Origin of the sequence: Pseudomonas sp. GD03903, assembly GCF_029840045.1 — a bacterium.
Classification (GTDB): Bacteria; Pseudomonadota; Gammaproteobacteria; order Pseudomonadales; family Pseudomonadaceae; genus Pseudomonas; species Pseudomonas pseudonitroreducens.
The window spans coordinates 181,646-201,176 of the sequence record NZ_JAOCBT010000006.1 but is presented as its reverse complement, the minus strand read 5'-3'; the positions used below and the strand labels follow the sequence as shown (position 1 = coordinate 201,176).

The window sequence follows — 19,531 nt, the reverse complement described above, 5'->3', positions numbered from 1 at the left end:
AACTCCATGCGTAGGGAATCGAACATGAACATCGCTGTCAGCGCCCCGTTGCCACAGACCCAGGCGACGCCCGCGGTCTCGCGCGCGAAAAGCCTCGGCCGGCGCGTCACGCTCCTGCTGCTCCTGCCGTCCACCCTGTGGTTCCTGCTGCTACTGCTGATGCCGCTGGTGATCATCCTGGTCTTCAGCTTCGGCGAGCGCAGCGCCGTGGGCGGCTACGGCGGCGGCCTGACGCTGGAGAACTACCTGAACCTCGGTTCCCGCGCCCAGGCCTTCTGGAACACTCTTACCCTGGCGCCGCTGGGCACCCTGGCCTGCCTGCTGGCAGCCTACCCGCTGGCCTACTTCCTGGCGGTGAAGGTGCGGCGCAACAAGTCGCTGCTGCTCACGCTGGTCATCGTGCCGTTCTGGACCAGCTTCCTGATCCGCACCTACGCCTGGATCTTCATCCTCAGCGGCCGCGGCATTCCCGCGCTGCTGGAGAGCTTCGGCATCGCCGACGTGCGCCTGATCAACACGCCCTATGCGGTGCTGATCGGCATCGTCTACGGCTACCTGCCGCTGATGGTGTTCCCCATCTACGTGACCCTGGAGAAGCTCGACAAGCGCCTGCTGGAAGCCTCCGGCGACCTCGGTGCCAGCGCCTTCGAGACCTTCCGCCGGGTGACCCTGCCGCTGTCCGCGCCGGGGGTGATCACCGGGGTGATGCTGGTGTTCATCCTGCTCATGGGCGAGTTCCTGATCCCGGCGATCCTCGGTGGCGGCAAGGTGTTCTTCGTCGGCAACGCACTGGTCGACCTGTTCCTGCAATCACGCAACTGGCCGTTCGGCAGCGCGGTGGCGATGACCCTGGTGGCGATGATGCTGGCGATCATCGGCGTCTACCTGAAACTCGTGGCGCGCTACGGCGGCTCACGCAACGACGGAGTGCTCTGACATGTGGCTGCGCAGTTACTCCACCTCGGTCTACCTGTTCCTCTACGCGCCCATCGCGCTGATCATGCTCTTCGCCTTCAACGCCGGGCGCAGCGGGCTGAGCTTCCAGTGCTGCTCGGTGCAGTGGTTCGGCCGCGCCTTCGGCAACCCGTTCATCATGGAGGCCCTGGGCAACAGCGCGCTGATCGCCTTCTGCTCGGCGCTGATCGCCACGTTGTTCGGCACCCTCGCGGTGTTCGGCCTGCAACGCGTCGGCAAGCGCGTGCGCCTGCTGTTCGACGCGCTGACCTACTGCGCGATCATCGTGCCGGGCATCGTCATCGGCATCGCCACGCTGATCGCCTTCATCACCCTGTTCGATGTCCTCAACCCGCTGCTGGTGCTGTTGGACATGGGTTTGCCGAAACTCAACATGGGCTTCGGCACCGTGGTGGCGGCGCACTCGCTGTTCACCATGGCGCTGGTGATGGTGATCGTCCGCACCCGTGTCGAGGCGATGGACAAGTCGCTGCTGGAAGCCTCCGCCGACCTCTACGCGCCGCCGCTGGACACCTTCTGGCGGGTGACCCTGCCGCAGATCGCCCCGGCCATCCTTGCCGGCTTCCTGCTGGCGTTCACCTTCAGCTTCGACGATTTCATCATCGCCTTCTTCGTCGCCGGCTCGGAAACCACGCTGCCGATCTACATCTTCTCGTCGATCCGCCGCGGCATCACGCCGGAGATCAACGCCATCTCCACGGTGATCATCTGCGCCTCGCTGGCGCTGCTGTTCACCTCCCGCTACCTGCAGAACCGCCGCACCGGCGTTCAGGCCGCCTGAGGGCCGACTTCAAGGAGACTCGAGGATGCGCGAGCAGCTCTACATCAACGGGCAGTGGGTCAGGCCGGACCTGGGCGGCCGTTTCACCAGCTATGACCCGGCCACCGGCCAGCCGCTGCGCGAAGTGCCGGCGGCCACCGAGGAAGACGTCGACCACGCCGTGCGCGCGGCGCGTACCGCGTTCAATCGTGGCTGGGGGCAGAGCCGTGGCAGCGAGCGCGCCGAATGGCTGGAAGCGTTGGCCGGCGAACTGGAACGCGACCAGGACTCGTTGGCCGAACTGGAAGTGCGCGACAACGGCAAGCCGCTGCCCGAGGCGCAGTGGGATGTGGCCGACGCCATCGGCTGCTTCCGCTACTACGCCGACCTGGCGCGGGAACTGGACGAGCGTCAGGACCAGATTCTGCCACTGCCCGACGAGCGCTTCCGCTGCCGTATCCGCCAGGAACCGGTGGGCGTGGCCGGGCAGATCATCCCCTGGAACTACCCGCTGCTGATGGCGGCCTGGAAGGTCGCCCCGGCCCTGGCGGCAGGCGCCACCTGCGTGCTCAAGCCGTCCGAGCTGACGCCGCTGAGCGCGCTGGAACTGGCCGCCGCCGCAGATGCCATCGGACTGCCGGCCGGGGTGCTGAACGTGCTGCCGGGGCTGGGCGCGGAGGCCGGCGGACCGCTGAGCCAGCATCCGGGCGTGGACAAGCTGGCCTTCACCGGCAGCGTGCCGACCGGCTCGCGGATCATGTCGGCGGCGGCCCAGGACATCAAGAACGTCAGCCTGGAGCTGGGCGGCAAGTCGGCCTTCATCGTCTTCGATGACAGCGATGTCGAGGCGGCGGTGGAGTGGATTCTCTTCGGCATCTTCTGGAACCAGGGCCAGGTGTGCAGCGCCACCTCGCGCCTGCTGGTGCAGGAGGGCATTGCCCCGCGCCTGATCGAGCGGCTGGTGGAAGCCACCCGCGCCATCAGCATCGGCAACGGGCTGGAGCCGGGCGTGCTGCTCGGCCCACTGGTCAGCCAGGGGCAGCACGAGAAGGTGCTCGGTTTCGTCGACAAGGGCCGCGCCGGTGGTGCTCGTTTGCTCACCGGCGGCAAGCGCCCGGCGGGGCTGGAGCAGGGCTGGTTCATCGAGCCGGCGATCTTCGACAAGCCGGCCGAGGACGCGCTGATCTGGCGCGAGGAAATCTTCGGCCCGGTGCTCTGCGTGAAGCGCTTCAAGACCGAGGCCGAGGCCCTGCGCCTGGCCAACGACAGCCGCTTCGGCCTGGCCGGCGCGGTGATGTCCGGCGATCCGCAGCGCGCCGCACGGGTGGCGGACGGGCTGCGGGCGGGGATCGTCTGGGTCAACTGTTCGCAGCCCACCTTCACCCAGGCGCCCTGGGGCGGCATGAAGCACAGCGGGATTGGCCGCGAGCTGGGCGTGTGGGGGCTGGAGAACTACCTGGAGGTGAAGCAGGTGACCGAGTACATCTCCGACCAGCCCTGGGGGTGGTACCTGAAATAATCACTTCAGGTCGGTCCCGGGTAGGAGCAACTGTCTTTCTCGGGAAGCTCGTGCCGATGCTTTCCCCTCACCCCAGCCCTCTCCCAGGGGGAGAGGGAGCCGTCCGTGCGACTGTTGCCGACGTTTCATCCTGCACCTAACGGTCCCCTCTCCCCTAGGGAGAGGGTTAGGGTGAGGGCCGACGCAAGCGCAGAAGCGTCTCGTAGGAGCGGACTCTGTCCGCGATGGTTTCAGGCCGGCCTTGCGGCTGGATCGCGGATGAATCCGCTCCTACAGGAACACCGCGTGCGAACGCGTCAGTCGAGGTTATGCCCGATCCGCCAGAGCACGCCGCTCGGGTCGTGCAGGGTGAAGTCGCGCATCTTCCACGGCTGGTCTTCCGGTGTGCCGAGGCGCACGCCGTAGCGTTCGGCCAGGCCGGCGTCGCGCACGCTGGCGTACCAGGCGTCGGCGTCCTCCACCAGCAGGTGCAGCATCAGGTTCTCGGCGAATTCCTTGACGTAGTAGTTCTGCAGCAGGAAGGCGCAGTGATCGCCATGGTGGAAGTAGGCGAGTTCCTCGGAGTTCCACGGCGAGAGGAATCCCAGGTCCTTGTAGAACTGCTGGGAGAGCGCGAAATCGCGGGCGGGGACGAAGACTTTCAGTTCAACGCTGGCAGTGCTCATGGGCAACCTTCCTGGTAAGTCGTGAGCAGGCTTCTCGACGGTGTTCTCTACGGGATCCGGGCGCCTCTGGCGGGCGCCTGGCCGCGAGTCTAGCTCAGAGCTGGCGCTGCATGTAGCGATGGCTGGAGACCCCCGGCAGCGTCGAGACACGCTCCACTTGTACCGCGAAGCCGAAGCGCTCGTAGAGTGCCTGGGCCTTGGGGTTGGCCACCGAGACATCCAGCGCCGCCATGGGCAGGCCGCTGTCACGGCCGATCTGCAGGAAGTGCTCGATCAGCTGGCTGCCGAGGCCTTCGCCGCGCAGGCTGGGGGTCACCCCCAGGTGCGCGAGATAGAGCGTCCGCCGGGGCGGCGGGCAGATGATTTTTTCCAATTGCAGGCCGCGGCGGATCACCCCCGCCGAACCCAGCCCGAAGTAACCGAGAATCTGCCGCGTAGCGGCCAGCAGGTAGCCCAGGTTCGTTTCGCCGCCGAACACCGTGCCGGCCGCGACCACTTGCCCGTCCTGTTCGCCGACCCAGTGCTGGCGCCAGCCGAACTGCCCGCCGCCCTGGACGAAGGCGTAGCGCAGGAAGTCCTGCGCGCTATTGCGGCCGGGGCGGGCGAAGGCGTAGTCGAAGGCGTCGGGGCCGGCGCTGTAGATCAGCGGGATGGCGGCGTCGACGTCATCGGGGCGGGCGCGGCGGAAGGTCAGCGGCATGCAGGCGACTCCTGAGTGGGAGTCGAGAATCTAGCACTATGGTTCCAGGAAGTGCAGCGCTCAGTCTTGTGCTTCGAGCCAGTCCAGCGCGCCGCGCCCGGCCGCGCGACCGCTGGCGAAGCAGGCGGTGAGCAGGTAGCCGCCGGTGGGCGCTTCCCAGTCGAGCATTTCGCCGGCGCAGAACACGCCCGGCAGTGCCTTGAGCATCAGGCAGTCGTCCAGCGCCTCGAAGGTCACGCCACCGGCGCTGCTGATGGCTTCGTCCAGCGGACGGGGGCGCACCACGCTCAGCGGCAGCGCCTTGATCAGGCCGGCAAGGCGCTGCGGGTCGGCATAGTCGGCGGCTGTGGACAACTCTCGCAGCAGCCCGGCGCGCACACCGTCCAGGCCCAGGCGGCCGCGCAGGTGATTGGCCATGGACTTGGAGCCGCGCGGCTGCGCCACGGCTTTCGCCACCTGTTCCAGGCTGCGGTTGGGCAGCAGGTCCAGCTTCAGCGTGGCGCTGCCGGCCTGCTCGATTCGCTCGCGAATGGCAGAGGAGAGCGCATAGATCAGGCTGCCTTCGATGCCGCCGGCGGTAACCACGAACTCGCCCTGGCGCGGCGCGCCGTCATCCAGCGAGAGCGCCACCGGCTTGACTGGTGCCCCCGCGAACTTGTCGCGGAAGAACTCGCTCCAGCCTTGCACCTCGAAGCCGCAGTTGCTCGGGCGCAGCGGCGCGATATCCACAGCCCGTTCGGCCAGCAGCGGCACCCAGGCGCCGTCCGAGCCCAGGCGCTGCCAGCTGCCGCCGCCGAGGGCGAGCACGGTGGCGTCGGCCGTCACGCTGCGTTGGCCTTCCGGCCCTTCGATCAGCAGCGCGCCGTTGACCTCCCAGCCCAGCCAGCGGTGGCGGGTATGGATGACCACGCCGGCTTCGCGCAGGCGCTTGAGCCAGGCGCGCAGCAGCGGCGCGGCCTTCATGTCGCTGGGGAAGACGCGGCCGGAGGTGCCGACGAAGGTGTCGATGCCCAGGCCATGAATCCACGCGCACAGCGCCTGGTTGTCGAATGCCTCGATCAGCGGCGCCAGGGTTTGCGCGCGCTTCCCGTAGCGCGACAGGAACGGCTCGCGCGCTTCCGAGTGGGTGATGTTCATGCCGCCGACGCCGGCCAGCAGGAACTTGCGCCCGACCGAGGGCATGGCATCGAACAGTTCCACCTGCACGCCGGCACTGGCCAGGACTTCGGCCGCCATCAGGCCGGCGGGGCCGCCGCCGATGACGAGGGCGGTACGGGAGGCGAGGGGGCGCGATACGGTCATGCAGGGGCCAGGCGAAGGTGTGCGGGAAAGGGCGCAATTCTAGCGCAGGGGCGCTGCGGGGCGGTTGCGCATTTTTTGTCCGGCCCTGCGGAAGCCTGTGCGGGCGGGCGCGGCAGGCGCTTCTCCGGCGCTTATCCACAGTCCGCTGCAGCGTTGTCGTGGAAAATCCGCAGGCCTGGGGAAGTGGATTTCCGCACCCTGAATGATGGGGGTTGCGAGAATTCCTACAGGTTATCGGGATTGCGCCGATGTTGGCGCTTTTGTGAATCCATCAGCATGCGGGCCTCTTGCAACCTTGGTCCGATTGTCGATGAAAGTCCGTGATTACCTTCGCTCTCATGAGGCCCACCTGTGGGTGGAGGGCAGCGACACCCGCGTGCGCGTGAATGGCCTCGACATTGTCATCCGCAGCCTTCCCAGCGAGGAGATTCGCACCCTTCTCAACGAGGCGGTGGCCCACATGGTGGTGCGACTGAACAAGAACCTGCAGGGTTCGAAAGTGAAGTTCGAGCAACGGATACTCGAGTTGCTGTCGATACAGATCGCGCTGCACAACCTCTATGTGTTCACCAACTGGAGCCGCCTGCTGCCGCGCTACCTGCAGTATGCAGGTCCGCTGCGTGCCCAGGAGCTGCTGCAGCACCACGTGCCGGAGCAGGTGGCGCGCTTCTGCGAGAAGCACTACGCCGCCGATAGCCGTTCCCGGACCGCTGCGCTGCTGGGCTACTCGGAGCATGAACTGCTGCGCTGGGAGCAGCAGCGCCTGCCGTCGCGGATGGACACCAACAATTCGCGCTACCGCAGCAGCTGAAGCTCGCGTGCCACTCGCGCGGCGCTGTGGTGCAGGATGCCGTGGCGCCGGGCCAGCGCGTGGCGGTCCTTGTCATAGCCGCCGCCGATCACGCCAAGCACCGGGATGTCGCTGGACAGGCAGCGGCGGATGACGTGCTCGTCCCGCGCGGCCAATCCCGCATCGGTGAGCTGCAGGTAGCCCAGGGCATCGTCCTTGTGCACGTCGACGCCGGCGTCGTAGAGCACGATATCCGGCTGGTACAGCGGTAGCAGATAGTCCAGCGCTTCCTGCACCACCTTCAGGTAGTCCGCGTCGCCCAGGTGCAGCGGCAGGGGAATGTCCCAGTCGCTGTGCGCCTTGCGCGCGGGGAAGTTCTTCTCGCAGTGCAATGACACCGTGACCGCGTCCGGCACGTTCTCCAGGATGCGCGCGGTGCCGTCGCCCTGGTGCACGTCGCAGTCGAAGATCAGCACGCGGTTGGCCCTGCCGCTTTCCAGCAGGTAGAGGCTGATCACCGCCAGGTCGTTGAAGATGCAGAAGCCCGAGGCGTGGTCATGGTGCGCGTGGTGCGTGCCGCCCGCGAGGTGGCAGGCCAAACCGTTCTGCAGCGCCAGTTCTGCCGTCAGCAATGAGCCGCCCACCGCGCGTACCGTGCGCCGCGCCAGCGCTTCGCTCCACGGCAGGCCGAGGCGACGCAGCTCCTCGCGTTCCATCGCGCCGCTGCAGTAGCGCTCGATGTAATCGCGGTCGTGGGCCAGGGCCAGGATATCCACCGGGCAGAGTTGCGGGCGCAGCAATTGCTCGTCGGTGACCAGCGCACTGTCCACCAGGTGGTCGCGCAGCAGGCGGAACTTCTCCATGGGGAAGCGGTGATTGTCCGGGAAGGGCGGACTGTAGTCGTCGTGGTAGACCAGGGGCAGCGGCATGGCGTCGGCGGCTCGGGAATATGCTGCACAGGGTACGTCGGCGCGGCGCGCAGACGAAAGGGCCGGCATCGCGCCGGCCCTCTGCTTTTCAGCCTTCGCTGGAGGCCGTGGCGTTGCGGCTCGCCGCACGGCTGCTGGCCACCGACACCGACCACAGCACGAAGCCGCCGATGGCCAGCAGGCTGCCGACCCAGCCCGGCGAGGTCCAGCCGTAGCCGGCCGCCAGGGCCAGGCCGCCGAGGTATGGGCCCAGCGCATTGGCGAAGTTGAAGGCCGAGTGGTTCAGCGCTGCCGCCAGGCCCTGGGCGTCTTCGGCGACGTCCATCAGGCGGGTCTGCAACACGGTGCCCAGGGCGCCGCCGAAGCCGACGAAGAAGACGCAGATCGAGATGGTCCAGATGTTCCCTGCGGTGAACGGGAAGATCGCCAGCACCACCGCGCTCCACACCAGCAGGCCGCCGGCGGTGGGCATCACGGCGCGGTCGGCGAGCACCGGGATGAACAGGTTGCCCAGGGTCATGCCGATGCCGAATACCGCCATCACCAGCGGCACGATGCTCGGCGAAACGTGGGTGACGGCGCCGAGGATATCGGCCAGGTAGGTGTACACCGCGAACAGCCCGCCGAAGCCGATGGCGCCGATGCCCAGGGTCAGCCAGACCTGGCCGCGCTTGAGCGCACCCAGCTCGCGCAGCGGGCTGGAATCCGGCTCGGCGGGCGAGTAGGGCGCCAGCAGGCGCACGCAGATCATGGTCAGCACGCCCAGCGCCGCCACCAGGGCGAAGCTCCAGCGCCAGCCCACGGCCTGGCTCAGCCAGTTGGCCAGCGGCACGCCGATGATGGTGGCGACGGTGAGGCCGAGGAACATCCGCCCGACCGCCACGGTGCGCCGGTGCGGCGGCACGATGGAGGCGGCGACCAGCGCGGCGATGCCGAAGTAGGCGCCGTGGGGCAGGCCGCTGATGAAGCGGAACAGCAGCATCCAGTGGTAGGTCGGCGCCAGGGCGCTGAGGCCGTTGCCGACCGCGAACAGCGCCATCAGCAGTACCAGCAGGGTGCGCCGTGGCAGGCGCGCGCCGAGCACCGCCAGCAGCGGCGCGCCGACCACCACGCCGAGGGCGTAGGCGCTGATCACGTGGCCGGCGGTGGGGGCATCGATGCCCAGCGCCGGGGCGAAGTAGGGCAGCAGGCTCATGGTGGCGAATTCGGTGGTGCCGATGGCGAAGCCGCCGACAGCAAGGGCGAAAAGCACCAGAGCCGTACTGCGTTGCAGTCCGGTGGTGGAGGTCGTCATTGGGTTTCCTTGGTCTTTTTCGAGGTGCGCCCGGGCGGCGCGGCTGTCTGCGTGAGCACGGTCAAGGCAGTGACCGACAGCGAAGGTAGGAGAAAAATACCAGATGACGGCGCTCGATGCTGAATCGATTGCGCCTGGTCTGACGGATTGCCTCCTACTGGCCCGTGGCCGGGTATCATGCTCACCTTTGCTGACGCGTGGTGCCGACCATGGATATCCCGAGCCTGACTACCGAGCGCCTGCTGCTGCGCCCCTGGCGTGCGGAGGACCTCGTACCCTTCGCTGCGCTGAACGCCGACGCGCAGGTGATGCGCCACTTTCCCGCCTGCATGAGCCGCGAGGAGAGCGACCTGCTGGCGGCACGCATCCTCGTGCACTTCGACGAGCATGGCTTCGGCCAGTGGATCGTCGAGCGCCGCGAGGATGGCGCATTCATCGGCGTGCTCGGGCTGGCGCGGGTGTCCTTCGAGGCCGCCTTCACGCCGGCGGTGGAGATCGGCTGGCGCTTCAACGTCGCCTACTGGCGCCAGGGCTATGCGCTGGAAGCGGCCCGCGCCGCGCTGGCGTTCGCTTTCGAGCAGTTGCAGCTGGAGGAAGTGGTGGCCTTCACCGTACCGGCCAACCTGCCGTCCCGGGGCTTGATGCAACGCCTGGGGATGATTCGCGATGAAGCCGGCGACTTCGAGCACCCGCGCCTGCCGGAAGGCCACGCCTTGCGACCCCATGTGCTGTACCGGATTGGTCGCCAATGAAGGCGGAAGACGGCGTGCGCGCCTATCACCCACTGAGCAGCCATCGCCCGGAGGGCTTTGCCCCCGGCCCCGGCCAACTCGACTGGGCGACCCAGCCGGCCGCCTTTCGCCGCTATGCCGGCGCGCGCTGCATCGAGTTGCTGCAGCGGCCGCAGGAAGAGTCGCCGGGCTATGACGACGCCTTCTGCGGCCCCATCGGCCAACCGGCGCCGCTGAACCTTGCCAGCGTTTCGCAGCTGCTCTACGACAGCCTGGCGATCTCGGCGTGGAAGGAGGCCGGTGGCAATCGCTGGGCGCTGCGGGTCAACCCCTCCAGCGGCAACCTGCACCCGACCGAAGCCTATCTGCTGCTGCCTTCCGGGGCTGTGGATAACGCTGCACTGCTGGCGCACTACAGCGCCGATGAACATGTGCTGGAGGTGCGCGCCGAACTGCCCGCGCCGCTGGCCGATCAACTGAACGGCGCCTTGCCCGCGGGCGGCTTCCTGCTGGCACTGGCCAGCATTCCCTGGCGCGAAGCCTGGAAGTACGGCGAGCGCGCCTATCGCTACTGCAATCACGACCTCGGCCACGCGCTGGCCGGCCTGGGTATCGCCGCGGCGATCCAGGGTTGGCAAGTACGCCTGCTGCGCGGCGTCGCCGAGCCGCAGCTGGATGCGCTGCTCGGTCTCGACCGGGAAGGTTTCAGCGAAAGCGAATTCGCCGACGCGCTGCTGTGGGTCGGCCCGCCACACCCTGCCGAGTTCCCGTTGCCAGGCACGCTGCTCAAGGGGCTTGCCGAGCTGCCGCTGGCCGGCGCGCCCAATCGCCTGTCGCGCGAATATCGCCACTGGCCGGAGCTGGAGCGCGTGCACCAGCTGTGTCGCGCCCCCGTGCTACCGCTCTGTGACTGGTCGGCAACGAAAGCCGAGGCGGCTGTGAATAACCCCGGCCTGCCGCTGCGCCCGATCCTCCATCGCCGGCGCAGCGCACAGTCCATGGATGGCCGCAGCGGCATTCACGCCGAGCTGTTGTATGCCTGGCTGCGCCGCCTGATGCCCGGGCGCTCGCCGGTACCCTTGGCCTGCACCGGTGAGCCGGCGCGCATCGACCTGCTGCTGTTCGTGCACCGCGTCCAGGGCCTGGAACCGGGCCTGTACTGGCTGGGCCGCAGCGGCCGCGCGGCAGGCGGCTTGCGTGAGGATTACCTGTGGCAAGCGCTGGAGGAGAGTGGGTTGCCGCTGTACCGCCTGCTCTCCGGCGATGCCCGCGGGCTGTCGGCGTTCCTTTCCTGCGGGCAGGACATCGCCAGCGACGGTTGTGTTGCCTTCGCCATGCTGGCCGACCTCGACGCCGCGCTGACCGAGGGCGCCTGGACTTACCCGCGCCTGTACTGGGAAGCCGGCCAGCTCGGCCAGTTGCTCTATCTGGAAGCCGAAGCGGCGGGCCTGTCGGGCACCGGCATCGGCTGCTATTTCGATCCGGCGCTGGACGAATTGCTCGGCGGTGGTCCGGACTGCCCGGTCAGCCTCTATCATTTCACCATCGGCCGCGCGGTCTGGGATGAACGGCTCACCAGCCTTCCCGCCTATCCGTCGCCACGCCGACCCCCACTTCAGCAAGACCGCAATTGAGGAAACAACGCGCATGACCCAGATCCTGGACAACCTGGTGGCTCTGCTGAGCCTGGAGCAGATCGAAGAAAACCTGTTCCGCGGCACGAGCCAGGACCTCGGGTTCCGCCAGCTCTACGGCGGACAGGTGCTCGGCCAGGCGCTGTCGGCGGCCAGCCAGACCGTCGAGCCGGAACGCCATGTGCACTCGATGCACGGCTACTTCCTGCGCCCGGGCGATGCCAGCAAACCGGTGGTCTACCAGGTCGACCGCGTGCGCGACGGCGGCACCTTCAGCACCCGCCGCGTCACGGCGATCCAGAAGGGCCAGCCGATCTTCGCCCTGAGCACTTCGTTCCAGACCGACGAGGAAGGCTTCGAGCACCAGATCAGCATGCCCGACGTGGTCGGCCCGGAAAACCTGCCCACCGACCTCGAACTGAAGAAGGCCGGGGCGGAAAAATTCCCCGAGCGCATCCGCGACAAACTGCTCTATCCCAAACCCATCGAGATCCGCCCGGTCACCCAGAACGACCCCTACGAGCCCACCGTCGGCGAGCCGATCAAGTACCTCTGGCTGCGCGCCGACGGCAAGCTGCCGGACGTGCCGGCGCTGCACAAGTACATCCTCGCCTACGCCTCGGACTTCGGCTTCCTCACCACCTCGCTGCTGCCCCACGGTCGCTCGGTGTGGCAGAAGGATATGCAGGTCGCCACCATCGACCATTCCGTGTGGTTCCACCGCGACCTGCGCGCGGACGAATGGCTGCTGTATGCCATCGACAGCCCCTGGGCCGGCAATGGCCGTGGCTTCGTGCGCGGCAGCATCTTCAACCGTGACGGCCAGCTGGTCGCTTCCTCGACCCAGGAAGGCCTGATCCGTCGCCGCGAGGACTGGGCATGACGTTTGCCCTGCCACTGGGAGAGATTCGCCACTGGGTGTTCGACATGGACGGCACCCTGACGCTCGCGGTGCACGATTTCCCGGCGATCAAGCGGGCGCTGGGGATACCCCAGGAGCACGACATCCTCACCCACCTGGCTGCGCTGCCGGAGGATGAGGCAGCAGCCAAGCACGCCTGGCTGCTGGAGCACGAGCGCGAGCTGGCGGTGGCGTCCAGGGCGGCGCCGGGCGCCGTGGAACTGGTGCGTGCGCTGCATGCTGCGGGCTACCGCCTGGGCATCCTCACCCGCAACGCCCACGAGCTGGCGCTGATCACGCTGGCAGCCATCGGCATTGGCGATTGCTTCCTCACCGAGGATGTTCTCGGCCGTGGCGAGGCCGACCCCAAGCCGAGTCCGGACGGCCTGCTGCGCCTGGCCGCGCGCTGGGACGTGGCGCCGCAGAAGATGCTGATGGTCGGCGACTACCGCTTCGATCTCGATTGCGCGCGGGCTGCTGGGGCGCAGAGTGCGCTGGTGAATCTTGCTGAGAATCCCTGGCCCGAGCTGACCGACTGGCACGCGCGGGACTGCGCGGAGCTGGGGCGGATGGCGGGGGTACTGGTTTAGTCCGCTGCAATGCGGGTTCGCGAGCAAAGGCTAGGCGCCCCCCTCGCTTCTACGAAGAGCGGCCCGGCGCGCGGCCAACTCTCACGTGCGCCGTACCCTGTAGGAGCGAGCTTGCTCGCGAAAAGCTGCGCTCCTGATCTTCATCTGAACCTGCGCCAGCAGATCGGCACTGCGTAGGAGCGGACTCCGTCCGCGATCGGCATCCGGCCACTCGAATCCATCGCGGATGAATCCGCTCCCGCGGGTATTCCGTTTTGGCATTGGCGCGCTGGATTTCCCCTCCCCCCGGCCCTGTCTGCGCGCCCCGCTCCAGAGGGAAAGGGAGCCGCTTGGCGTTGCCGGGAGGCGCCGCGCTCGCCAGATCCGTAGGATGGGTGGAGCCTAGGCGATACCCATGCTGGCAGTGCCAGGCACGATGGGTATCGCTTCGCTCCACGCCATCCTACGAAATGCCTTGCGCCCTACAGCTCCGGCGTCCAGGTTACCGCCAGCAGCGCGGTGCGGCCGGGTTCGCGGTAGGGGCGGGCTTCGCCCATGAAGTCCATCGGGCTGGTCGGGCGCAGGTAGTCGCCCAGGGTGTAGTTGCGGTCCAGGGCGTTATCCAGCTTCAGGTCGAAGCGGATTTCATTGCTGGCCAGCCAGCTGCTGCGCAGGTCGAGCACGCCGTAGCCGGAGAGTTCGCGGGTGTTGGCCGCGTCGTCGTAGCGCTGGCTGACCGCGCGCCAGGTGCCGCCGACGCCGAAGGCGCCGAACTGTCGATCCAGGTCCAGGCTCAGGGTGCGGCGCGCGCGATAGGGCAGGGTGTGCCCGGTATCGCGGTCGCGCGGGTCGATCATGCTCAGGCCGAGGGCGGCCTGCCAGCCCAGCACGTCGCGCGCAACGCTGGCCTCGAAGCCATTGATACGCGCCTTGTTGATGTTCTCCGGCTGATTGCTGGTGCTGTCCCAGGCGATCAGGTCGTCGATCTCGGTGCGGTACAGCGAGGCTTCCAGGTGTGTGCCTTCGATGTCGCCGCGCCATTGCAGCTCATAGGTCTTCGAGGTCTCGGCCTTCAGGTCCGGGTTGCTCGCGCCGGGGTAGTAGAGGTCGCTGAAGGTCGGCGCGCGGAAGCCCTCGCCGTAGCTGGCGATCCAGGTCTGGTTGTCGCCGACCGGCAGGCTGAAGGCGGCGTTCCAGCTGTTCTGGCTGCCGTAGGCCTGGTTGTTGTCGTGGCGGATGCCCAGCTCGGTGCCGAAGTTGTCGCCCTTGAAGCTGTGCTGGGCGAAGAACGCGCGGTTGCTGCGCTGGTCGTCGGCGAAGGCGGTGCTGCCGTCGACCTTGTCCTGGTACCAGTCGGTGCCCAGGGCCAGCTGGTTGGCTTCGTCGAGCTGCAGGCGGTTGATCCAGCTCGCCGAGTGGCGGGTGGTTTCCAGGGTGCCGTTGTTCCAGCTATCGGCCGCGCCCACGGCCTTGTTGCGGTCGAAGCTGCGGCCGAGTTCGAGGCGGCTGTTCCACATTTTCGTGATCTGGCCGTCGAGGTAGGCGCTGTAGCTGCTGACACGGAATTCGTCCTGCGGCGTACCGGGCTCGAAGTTGTAGGCGTCGTCGTATTCGTTCTTGCCGCGCTGGTCGTTGAGGTTCAGGCCGGCCTTCCAGTCCTCGCTGAAGCGATGGTCCAGGTTCAGGTGCACGGCCTTGTTGCGCTGGGAGTCGTGGTCGTTGTCGGCGCCGACGTTGTCGCTGGTGCGGTCCCAGCCCTGGCTCTCGTCGAGGCTGCCACCGAGGTTGTAGCGGGTCTGCTCGTTGCCGCCGGAAAGGCTCAGGCTGCGCTCGAAGGTGCCGTGGCTGCCGGCGGCCAGGCGCACTTCCGGATGCAGCCCGGCTTCGCCGCGGCGGGTGAAGATCTGGATGACCCCACCGATCGCATCGGCGCCATACAGCGCCGAGCGCGGGCCACGGGTGACCTCGACGCGTTCGATGCTGTCGACGCTCAGGTAATCCAGGCGGGCGATGCCGCTGCTGGCCGAGGCGATGCGCTGGCCGTCCACCAGTACCAGGGTCTGCGCGGTGCTGGTGCCGCGTACGGAATAGGACACCACGCCGCCGGAGCTGCCCATCTGCACGCCGGGCACACGGGCGAGCAGGGCGGGGACGCTGCGCACCTGCAGGCGTTCGATGTCGGCGCGGGTGAACACGCTGTTGGCCGAGGTGGCTTCGGCGCGCGGCTGGGCCTGGCGGGCGGAGGTGATCACCTGGTCGGAGAGCGTGTAGATGTCGCCAGCGGCGAAGGCCATGCCGGGCAGCAGGCTGGTGGCCAGGGCGAGTCGGGTCAGTTTCATGGAGCGTCCTCAAAAGCGGTCGGATGACTTTCGAGGAGGGCGTGACAAGGGCGGACGATGCAGCACCGCGCTTGACGGTGCGGCCCTCCGCAACACCTGTCGGGGCGTGTCGAGGGCGGTCTCCGGGCTGCCGGCATCACATCGCCGCCTTCCCGCGTTCATGCAGTGGCGGATGGCGATGTTGCACTCCCGCAGGGAGTGCGCCGGTTACCGTTGCGGGGGCAGCGCAGGTCTTTCACCTGCTTCCCGTTACCTCGAACGAAAACGGGGCGAACCTTACGAGCTAGTTCCGGTGCGGGCAAGTACCAGCAGTCCCCCCATTGCCAGGCGGGCAACCCGGGCAGGCGTCTTCACGCCGCATTGAAAGCTGCGCCACAGCAGGGCCCGCCTCGCTTTCCCGAACTGCGACGAAATCGCTCAGACGGCGTGACGATCAGCGCGAAAGTTGACCGGGCGCAAGGGTGCCGCGGCAGCGCTGCAGATTTGCCGGAAATAGATAGGGCCTGTCGATCCTTGCTCCTTAGCCTTCGGGTCAAGTCAGGAGGGCCAGGCAATGTCCAGAGAGCGAATCATCCAGGAGTTTGTACCGGGGAAGCAGGTCACCCTGGCGCACCTGATCGCCCATCCGCAGGAAGACCTCTCGAGCAAGATCGGCGTCCCCGGCGCCCAGGCCATCGGCATCATGACGCTGACCCCCGGAGAGACCGCGATGATCGCCGGTGACTTCGCCACCAAGGCGGCCGACGTGCAGATCGGTTTCCTCGATCGCTTCAGCGGCGCCCTGGTGCTGCACGGCAGCGTCGGCGCGGTGGAAGAGGCGTTGCAGCGGACCTGCGAGGCGCTGGGCCGGCTGCTCGACTACAGCGTCTGCACGGTCACCCGGAGCTGATGATGAGCACCTTGCGATACGCCCTGGTGGGTGGCGTCGGAGCCGGCAAGACCACCCTGTTCAATGCGCTGCGCGGGCGCGACGAAGCCGCCCGCAAGACCCAGGCGCTGGATTACGACCCCTGTGGCGCGCTGGATACCCCCGGCGAATTTGTCAGCCACCCGCGTCTTTATCGCGCGCTGATCACCAGTACCGATGACGTCGACGTGCTGGTCTACGTGCACCCGGCCGACTCGAACGAATGCCGGTTGCCGCCCGGCCTGCTGGACATCCATGCCGGCAAGCGCGTGCTCGCGGTGATCAGCAAGTGCGACCTGCCCGGTGTCGATCTGCCCGCCGTCGAGAGCCTGCTGCGGCGCCACGGCATCGAAGGCCCCTTTGTCCATACCACGCGCGACGACCCCGCCAGCATTGAGCGCTTGCGCCAACTGCTGAGCGAAGGCCATCGGATCGAGGAAGAGTTGAAATGAAGAAGCTGATTACCGCCGGGACCATCCGCGAGGCCGTCGCTGCCGGCCAGACTGCGCTGCAGGTCGAGTTGCCGCACTGCATCGTCACACCCGAGGCGCGAATGATCGCCGAGGAAGCGGGGCTGGCACTCATCGAGCGGGTGGTCGGCGCGACCGCGCAACCCGCGATGACCGTCGAGAAGCAGGAGGCCCCGGGGATTGCCGGTGAAAACGACCTGGCGCAGATTCGCGCCGCGGTCATGGCGCGGCTGCCGGCCGGTGTGGATGAAGCCCTGGTGGAGCAGCTCGTGCGCAAAGCCGCCCAGGCTGGCCCGGCCCAGGCAAGCGCCGCGCAGGCCGGGTTCGAGGCCCGCACCGGTTCGGGCGGGATCAAGCTGGTCAAGGGCGACTCGGTGCGCTTCGGCCTGCTGGATGGCGTCGAGGGCGGCGGCCAGATCGGTATCACCGACGTGGTCGGCAGCGAAGATGGCAGCAGCATGGGCGCCGGCTTCATGCAGTGGGAGAACGCCTTCTTCCCCTGGACGCTGAACTACGACGAGGTCGACCTGGTGCTGGAAGGCGAGCTGCACATTCGCCAGAACGGCGAGACGCTGATCGGCAGGCCAGGCGATGTGCTGTTCATTCCCAAGGGCAGCCACATCGAGTTCGGTACGCCCAGCCGCGTGCGCTTCCTTTATGTGGCCTGGCCGGCCAACTGGCAGGAACAGTGAGGCAGCCATGAGCACCTTCATCACCGAAACCTGGTTGCGCGAGCGCCACGGCCTGAGCGAGGGCACCGAGCTGCGCCTGCCGGCCGACGCGCGACTGACGCCGGCCGCCCGCACGCTGATCGAAGAGCGGCGGCTTTCGGTGAAGTTCCTCGATGAGCAGGGGCGCCTCTACCGTGAAGTACAAGGCGAGGAGGGCGCCCAGCTGCAACCCGTGCACGGGCTCACCGGCAGCGCCGAGAAACCGCGCGCTTGCTGCCAGCTGTGTGGCCACGCCCCCGAACGCAAGCCGGCGGGAATGACGCACCTGAGCGCCACCGAGCTGGTTGCCAAGAGCGACCCGCGCCTGCGTTTTCGCGCTGAGCTGGATGCGGCGATCGCGCTGGCCGTCTGGCTGCAGGTGGAGTTGCGCGAGCCGAGCGAGCTGGCCCTGTGGCTCGCCGATATCCGCTCGGTGCTGGGGCAACTGATGCGCGCCGACGCCGTCGATGAACCCTTGGCCGGTTTCACGGTGGGCGGGCTGGACGACGCGCTCATCCACCGGATTTCCCACGCGCCGCTGAAATACCTGGGGCATGACCATGTCGTCCCCGAACTGGGCCTCGGCCGTCCGGCGGCCTTGCTCAACCTGCTGCGCGCCAAGGTGCGTGAAGTGGAAATCAGCGCGGCCCAGGTGTTCACCGCACCTGGTTTCCAGGTCCGCCGCGCGGACCTGCTGCATGTGCTGAACCGACTCTCCAGTGCCCTCTATGTGGCGATGCTGATGAGTGCAATGAATCTGCGTGGCAAGCCCTGGCCGAACAGCCAGACGCTGCGCGAGCGTGTCGAAGGAGAGCGGCCGTGAGCCTGATCGATGAGTGTCGCCGGGCTGCCCGGCTGAATCCGCCGCGGGTGGTTTTCCCCGACGCCCTGGACCGCCGGGCCATCGAGGCCGCGCAGTACCTCAAGGCCGAAGGGCTGGCCGAGCCATTGCTGGTCGCGGACCCCTTCGCCCTGCGCAGCTATTGCCTGGAGCGGCGTATCCATCTCGGCCAGGTGCCGGTGCTCGATCCGCGTCACTCGCCGTGGCGCCAGCGTTTCGCCGAAAGCCTGGCGCAGCGGCAGAGCCGCCTGACCCCGGAGCAATCGCTGGAGCAGCTGGGCAATCCGCTGTGGTTCGCCGCGGCGATGCTGGAGGCCGGGCAGGTCGACCTGTGCATTGCCGGCAACCTGAGTTCCACCGCCGACGTCCTGCGTGCCGGGCTGCGCGTGGTGGGCCTGGAGCCGGGCAACCGGACGCTGTCCTCGGTGTTCTTCATGTTGCCCCCGGGCGATGGCCAGGTACTGGGCTTCGCCGACTGTGGCGTGGTGCCGCGGCCAACCGTGGAGCAACTGGCAGACATCGCCATCAGCTCGGCGGCCAGCTTCGAACGCGTGACCGGCGAGCCGGCGCGGGTGGCGATGCTGTCGTTCTCCAGCAATGGCAGTGCGCGGCATCCCGATGCCGATGCGGTTCGCGAGGCCTGCGCCCTGGTACGCCAACGCCAGCCCCGGTTGTGCATCGATGGCGAGCTGCAGTTCGACGCCGCCTTCGTCCCGCAGGTGGCTGCGCTGAAGGTACCGGACAGCCCGCTGGGCGGCGCGGCCAACGTGTTCGTCTTCCCCAGCCTGGAGGCGGGAAACATCGGCTACAAGATCGCCCAGCGACTGGGTGGGATGAGCGCCATCGGCCCGATGCTGCAGGGCATGCGCGCGCCATTGCATGACCTGTCGCGCGGTTGCACGAGCGAAGAAATGATTCAGACGGTTCTGCTGGCCAGCAAGATGGGCGGCGGTTCCACGGAGGTGGAACGCGTCGCCTGAGCGACCGTTCCGAAGCAGACGGTGCCCCCGCCGTTCCGGGGGTGAGGCGAGTGGTCAGCCACTCGATTGAAGTCCGCAAGGGCTGTCGATTGTGAGGAGTGAGTTATGGAAGCTTTAGGCATGATTGAAACCAAGGGCCTGGTGGCGCTGATCGAGGCGTCCGACGCCATGGTCAAGGCCGCTCGCGTCAAGCTGGTGGGCGTCAAGCAGATCGGTGGTGGCCTGGTGACCGCGATGGTCCGTGGCGACGTTGCCGCCTGCAAGGCCGCTACCGATGCCGGCGCCGCCGCTGCCCAGCGTGTGGGCGAGGTGGTTTCGGTGCAGGTGATCCCGCGTCCGCACTCGGACCTGGAAGAAGTGTTCCCGATCAAGCTGACCAGCGATCGCCTGGTGGATTGACCGGCCGTTCGCGAAGTCCCGTGCAAGGGGCGCTTCGTGCCTTGTACCGGATAACGCGCCGCGTACTTCCCGCCGCCTCTCCGCGTCGGTGGCCCACGACGGGCACCGACGCTGGC

At 67.7% G+C, this 19,531-nt stretch carries 20 protein-coding genes and 1 riboswitch; of the genes, 14 read left to right on the top strand and 6 right to left on the bottom strand.

Annotation, left to right across the window (positions count from 1 at the left end):
* Positions 1 to 24 precede the first annotated feature (24 nt).
* The 3 genes from N5C91_RS11845 to N5C91_RS11835 are packed head-to-tail and all read left to right on the top strand — an operon-like array spanning position 25 to position 3,254.
* Positions 25 to 936, top strand: a complete 912-nt coding sequence (locus tag N5C91_RS11845; protein ID WP_279829793.1) for an ABC transporter permease — start codon at positions 25 to 27, stop codon at positions 934 to 936.
* A 1-nt stretch (position 937) separates the two neighbouring features.
* Positions 938 to 1,756: an ABC transporter permease gene (locus N5C91_RS11840; RefSeq protein WP_279829792.1), complete on the top strand. Its 819-nt coding sequence runs from the start codon at positions 938 to 940 to the stop codon at positions 1,754 to 1,756.
* Between the two features lie 25 nt (positions 1,757 to 1,781).
* On the top strand, positions 1,782 to 3,254 hold the full coding sequence (locus tag N5C91_RS11835) for an aldehyde dehydrogenase family protein (RefSeq protein WP_279829791.1): 1,473 nt from the start codon (positions 1,782 to 1,784) through the stop codon (positions 3,252 to 3,254).
* A 296-nt stretch (positions 3,255 to 3,550) separates the two neighbouring features.
* On the opposite strand, the gene N5C91_RS11830 is transcribed toward N5C91_RS11835, so the two are convergent.
* From N5C91_RS11830 to N5C91_RS11820, 3 genes are all read right to left on the bottom strand, one after another.
* Positions 3,551 to 3,919 carry a VOC family protein gene (locus tag N5C91_RS11830; protein WP_279829790.1) on the bottom strand — a complete coding sequence of 123 codons (369 nt, stop codon included), beginning with the start codon at positions 3,917 to 3,919 and terminating at the stop codon, positions 3,551 to 3,553.
* A 94-nt stretch (positions 3,920 to 4,013) separates the two neighbouring features.
* A complete protein-coding gene (locus tag N5C91_RS11825; protein WP_279829788.1) occupies positions 4,014 to 4,619 on the bottom strand; it encodes a GNAT family N-acetyltransferase in 606 nt (201 codons plus the stop codon).
* 60 nt (positions 4,620 to 4,679) lie between these two features.
* Positions 4,680 to 5,921, bottom strand: a complete 1,242-nt coding sequence (locus N5C91_RS11820) for a TIGR03862 family flavoprotein (RefSeq protein WP_279829786.1) — start codon at positions 5,919 to 5,921, stop codon at positions 4,680 to 4,682.
* A gap of 310 nt (positions 5,922 to 6,231) precedes the next feature.
* Between N5C91_RS11820 and N5C91_RS11815 the strand changes: the two genes are divergently transcribed.
* Entirely contained in the window at positions 6,232 to 6,732 is a 501-nt protein-coding gene (locus tag N5C91_RS11815; protein WP_236172489.1) for a hypothetical protein, read from the top strand.
* Here N5C91_RS11815 and N5C91_RS11810 read toward each other — a convergent pair.
* Positions 6,717 to 7,640, bottom strand: a complete 924-nt coding sequence (locus N5C91_RS11810; protein WP_236172490.1) for a histone deacetylase — start codon at positions 7,638 to 7,640, stop codon at positions 6,717 to 6,719. The two genes, N5C91_RS11815 and N5C91_RS11810, sit on opposite strands and share 16 nt — an antisense overlap.
* Before the next feature lie 88 nt (positions 7,641 to 7,728).
* Complete coding sequence (locus tag N5C91_RS11805; protein ID WP_279829785.1) at positions 7,729 to 8,934, bottom strand: MFS transporter; 1,206 nt, start codon at positions 8,932 to 8,934, stop codon at positions 7,729 to 7,731.
* A gap of 209 nt (positions 8,935 to 9,143) precedes the next feature.
* Here N5C91_RS11805 and N5C91_RS11800 point away from each other — a divergent pair, with 209 nt between their 5' ends.
* The 4 genes from N5C91_RS11800 to N5C91_RS11785 are packed head-to-tail and all read left to right on the top strand — an operon-like array spanning position 9,144 to position 12,790.
* Complete coding sequence (locus N5C91_RS11800) at positions 9,144 to 9,686, top strand: GNAT family N-acetyltransferase (protein WP_279829783.1); 543 nt, start codon at positions 9,144 to 9,146, stop codon at positions 9,684 to 9,686.
* Positions 9,683 to 11,299, top strand: a complete 1,617-nt coding sequence (locus N5C91_RS11795; RefSeq protein ID WP_279829782.1) for a nitroreductase family protein — start codon at positions 9,683 to 9,685, stop codon at positions 11,297 to 11,299. Before N5C91_RS11800 ends, N5C91_RS11795 begins: the two co-directional genes overlap by 4 nt.
* Positions 11,300 to 11,312: 13 nt before the next feature.
* Complete coding sequence (tesB, locus tag N5C91_RS11790) at positions 11,313 to 12,182, top strand: acyl-CoA thioesterase II (protein ID WP_236200537.1); 870 nt, start codon at positions 11,313 to 11,315, stop codon at positions 12,180 to 12,182.
* An 8-nt stretch (positions 12,183 to 12,190) separates the two neighbouring features.
* Positions 12,191 to 12,790 (top strand): HAD family hydrolase, encoded by a 600-nt coding sequence (locus N5C91_RS11785; RefSeq protein WP_279830028.1) that lies wholly within the window; start codon positions 12,191 to 12,193, stop codon positions 12,788 to 12,790.
* A 461-nt stretch (positions 12,791 to 13,251) separates the two neighbouring features.
* Here the strand turns inward: N5C91_RS11785 and N5C91_RS11780 are convergent, their stop codons facing one another.
* The gene (locus tag N5C91_RS11780) at positions 13,252 to 15,108 is read right to left on the bottom strand and encodes a TonB-dependent receptor (RefSeq protein WP_279829780.1); all 1,857 of its coding nucleotides are present in this window, start codon (positions 15,106 to 15,108) and stop codon (positions 13,252 to 13,254) included.
* A gap of 95 nt (positions 15,109 to 15,203) precedes the next feature.
* A riboswitch (cobalamin riboswitch) is annotated at positions 15,204 to 15,402 on the bottom strand.
* Between the two features lie 259 nt (positions 15,403 to 15,661).
* On the opposite strand from N5C91_RS11780, the gene eutS reads away from it, so the two are divergent.
* From eutS to eutM, 6 genes are all read left to right on the top strand, one after another.
* On the top strand, positions 15,662 to 15,997 hold the full coding sequence (gene eutS / locus N5C91_RS11775) for an ethanolamine utilization microcompartment protein EutS (RefSeq protein WP_236172496.1): 336 nt from the start codon (positions 15,662 to 15,664) through the stop codon (positions 15,995 to 15,997).
* Between the two features lie 2 nt (positions 15,998 to 15,999).
* Positions 16,000 to 16,467, top strand: coding sequence for a EutP/PduV family microcompartment system protein (locus tag N5C91_RS11770; protein ID WP_236172497.1), 468 nt, complete (start codon positions 16,000 to 16,002; stop codon positions 16,465 to 16,467).
* A complete protein-coding gene (gene eutQ, locus N5C91_RS11765; protein ID WP_279829777.1) occupies positions 16,464 to 17,177 on the top strand; it encodes an ethanolamine utilization acetate kinase EutQ in 714 nt (237 codons plus the stop codon). The genes N5C91_RS11770 and eutQ overlap by 4 nt, the downstream gene beginning before the upstream one ends.
* A 7-nt stretch (positions 17,178 to 17,184) precedes the next feature.
* A complete protein-coding gene (gene eutT, locus N5C91_RS11760) occupies positions 17,185 to 18,018 on the top strand; it encodes an ethanolamine utilization cob(I)yrinic acid a,c-diamide adenosyltransferase EutT (protein ID WP_236200535.1) in 834 nt (277 codons plus the stop codon).
* Positions 18,015 to 19,016 carry a phosphate acetyltransferase gene (locus tag N5C91_RS11755; protein ID WP_236172500.1) on the top strand — a complete coding sequence of 334 codons (1,002 nt, stop codon included), beginning with the start codon at positions 18,015 to 18,017 and terminating at the stop codon, positions 19,014 to 19,016. Before eutT ends, N5C91_RS11755 begins: the two co-directional genes overlap by 4 nt.
* A gap of 105 nt (positions 19,017 to 19,121) precedes the next feature.
* Positions 19,122 to 19,415: an ethanolamine utilization microcompartment protein EutM gene (gene eutM / locus N5C91_RS11750; protein ID WP_236172501.1), complete on the top strand. Its 294-nt coding sequence runs from the start codon at positions 19,122 to 19,124 to the stop codon at positions 19,413 to 19,415.
* Positions 19,416 to 19,531: the final 116 nt, after the last annotated feature.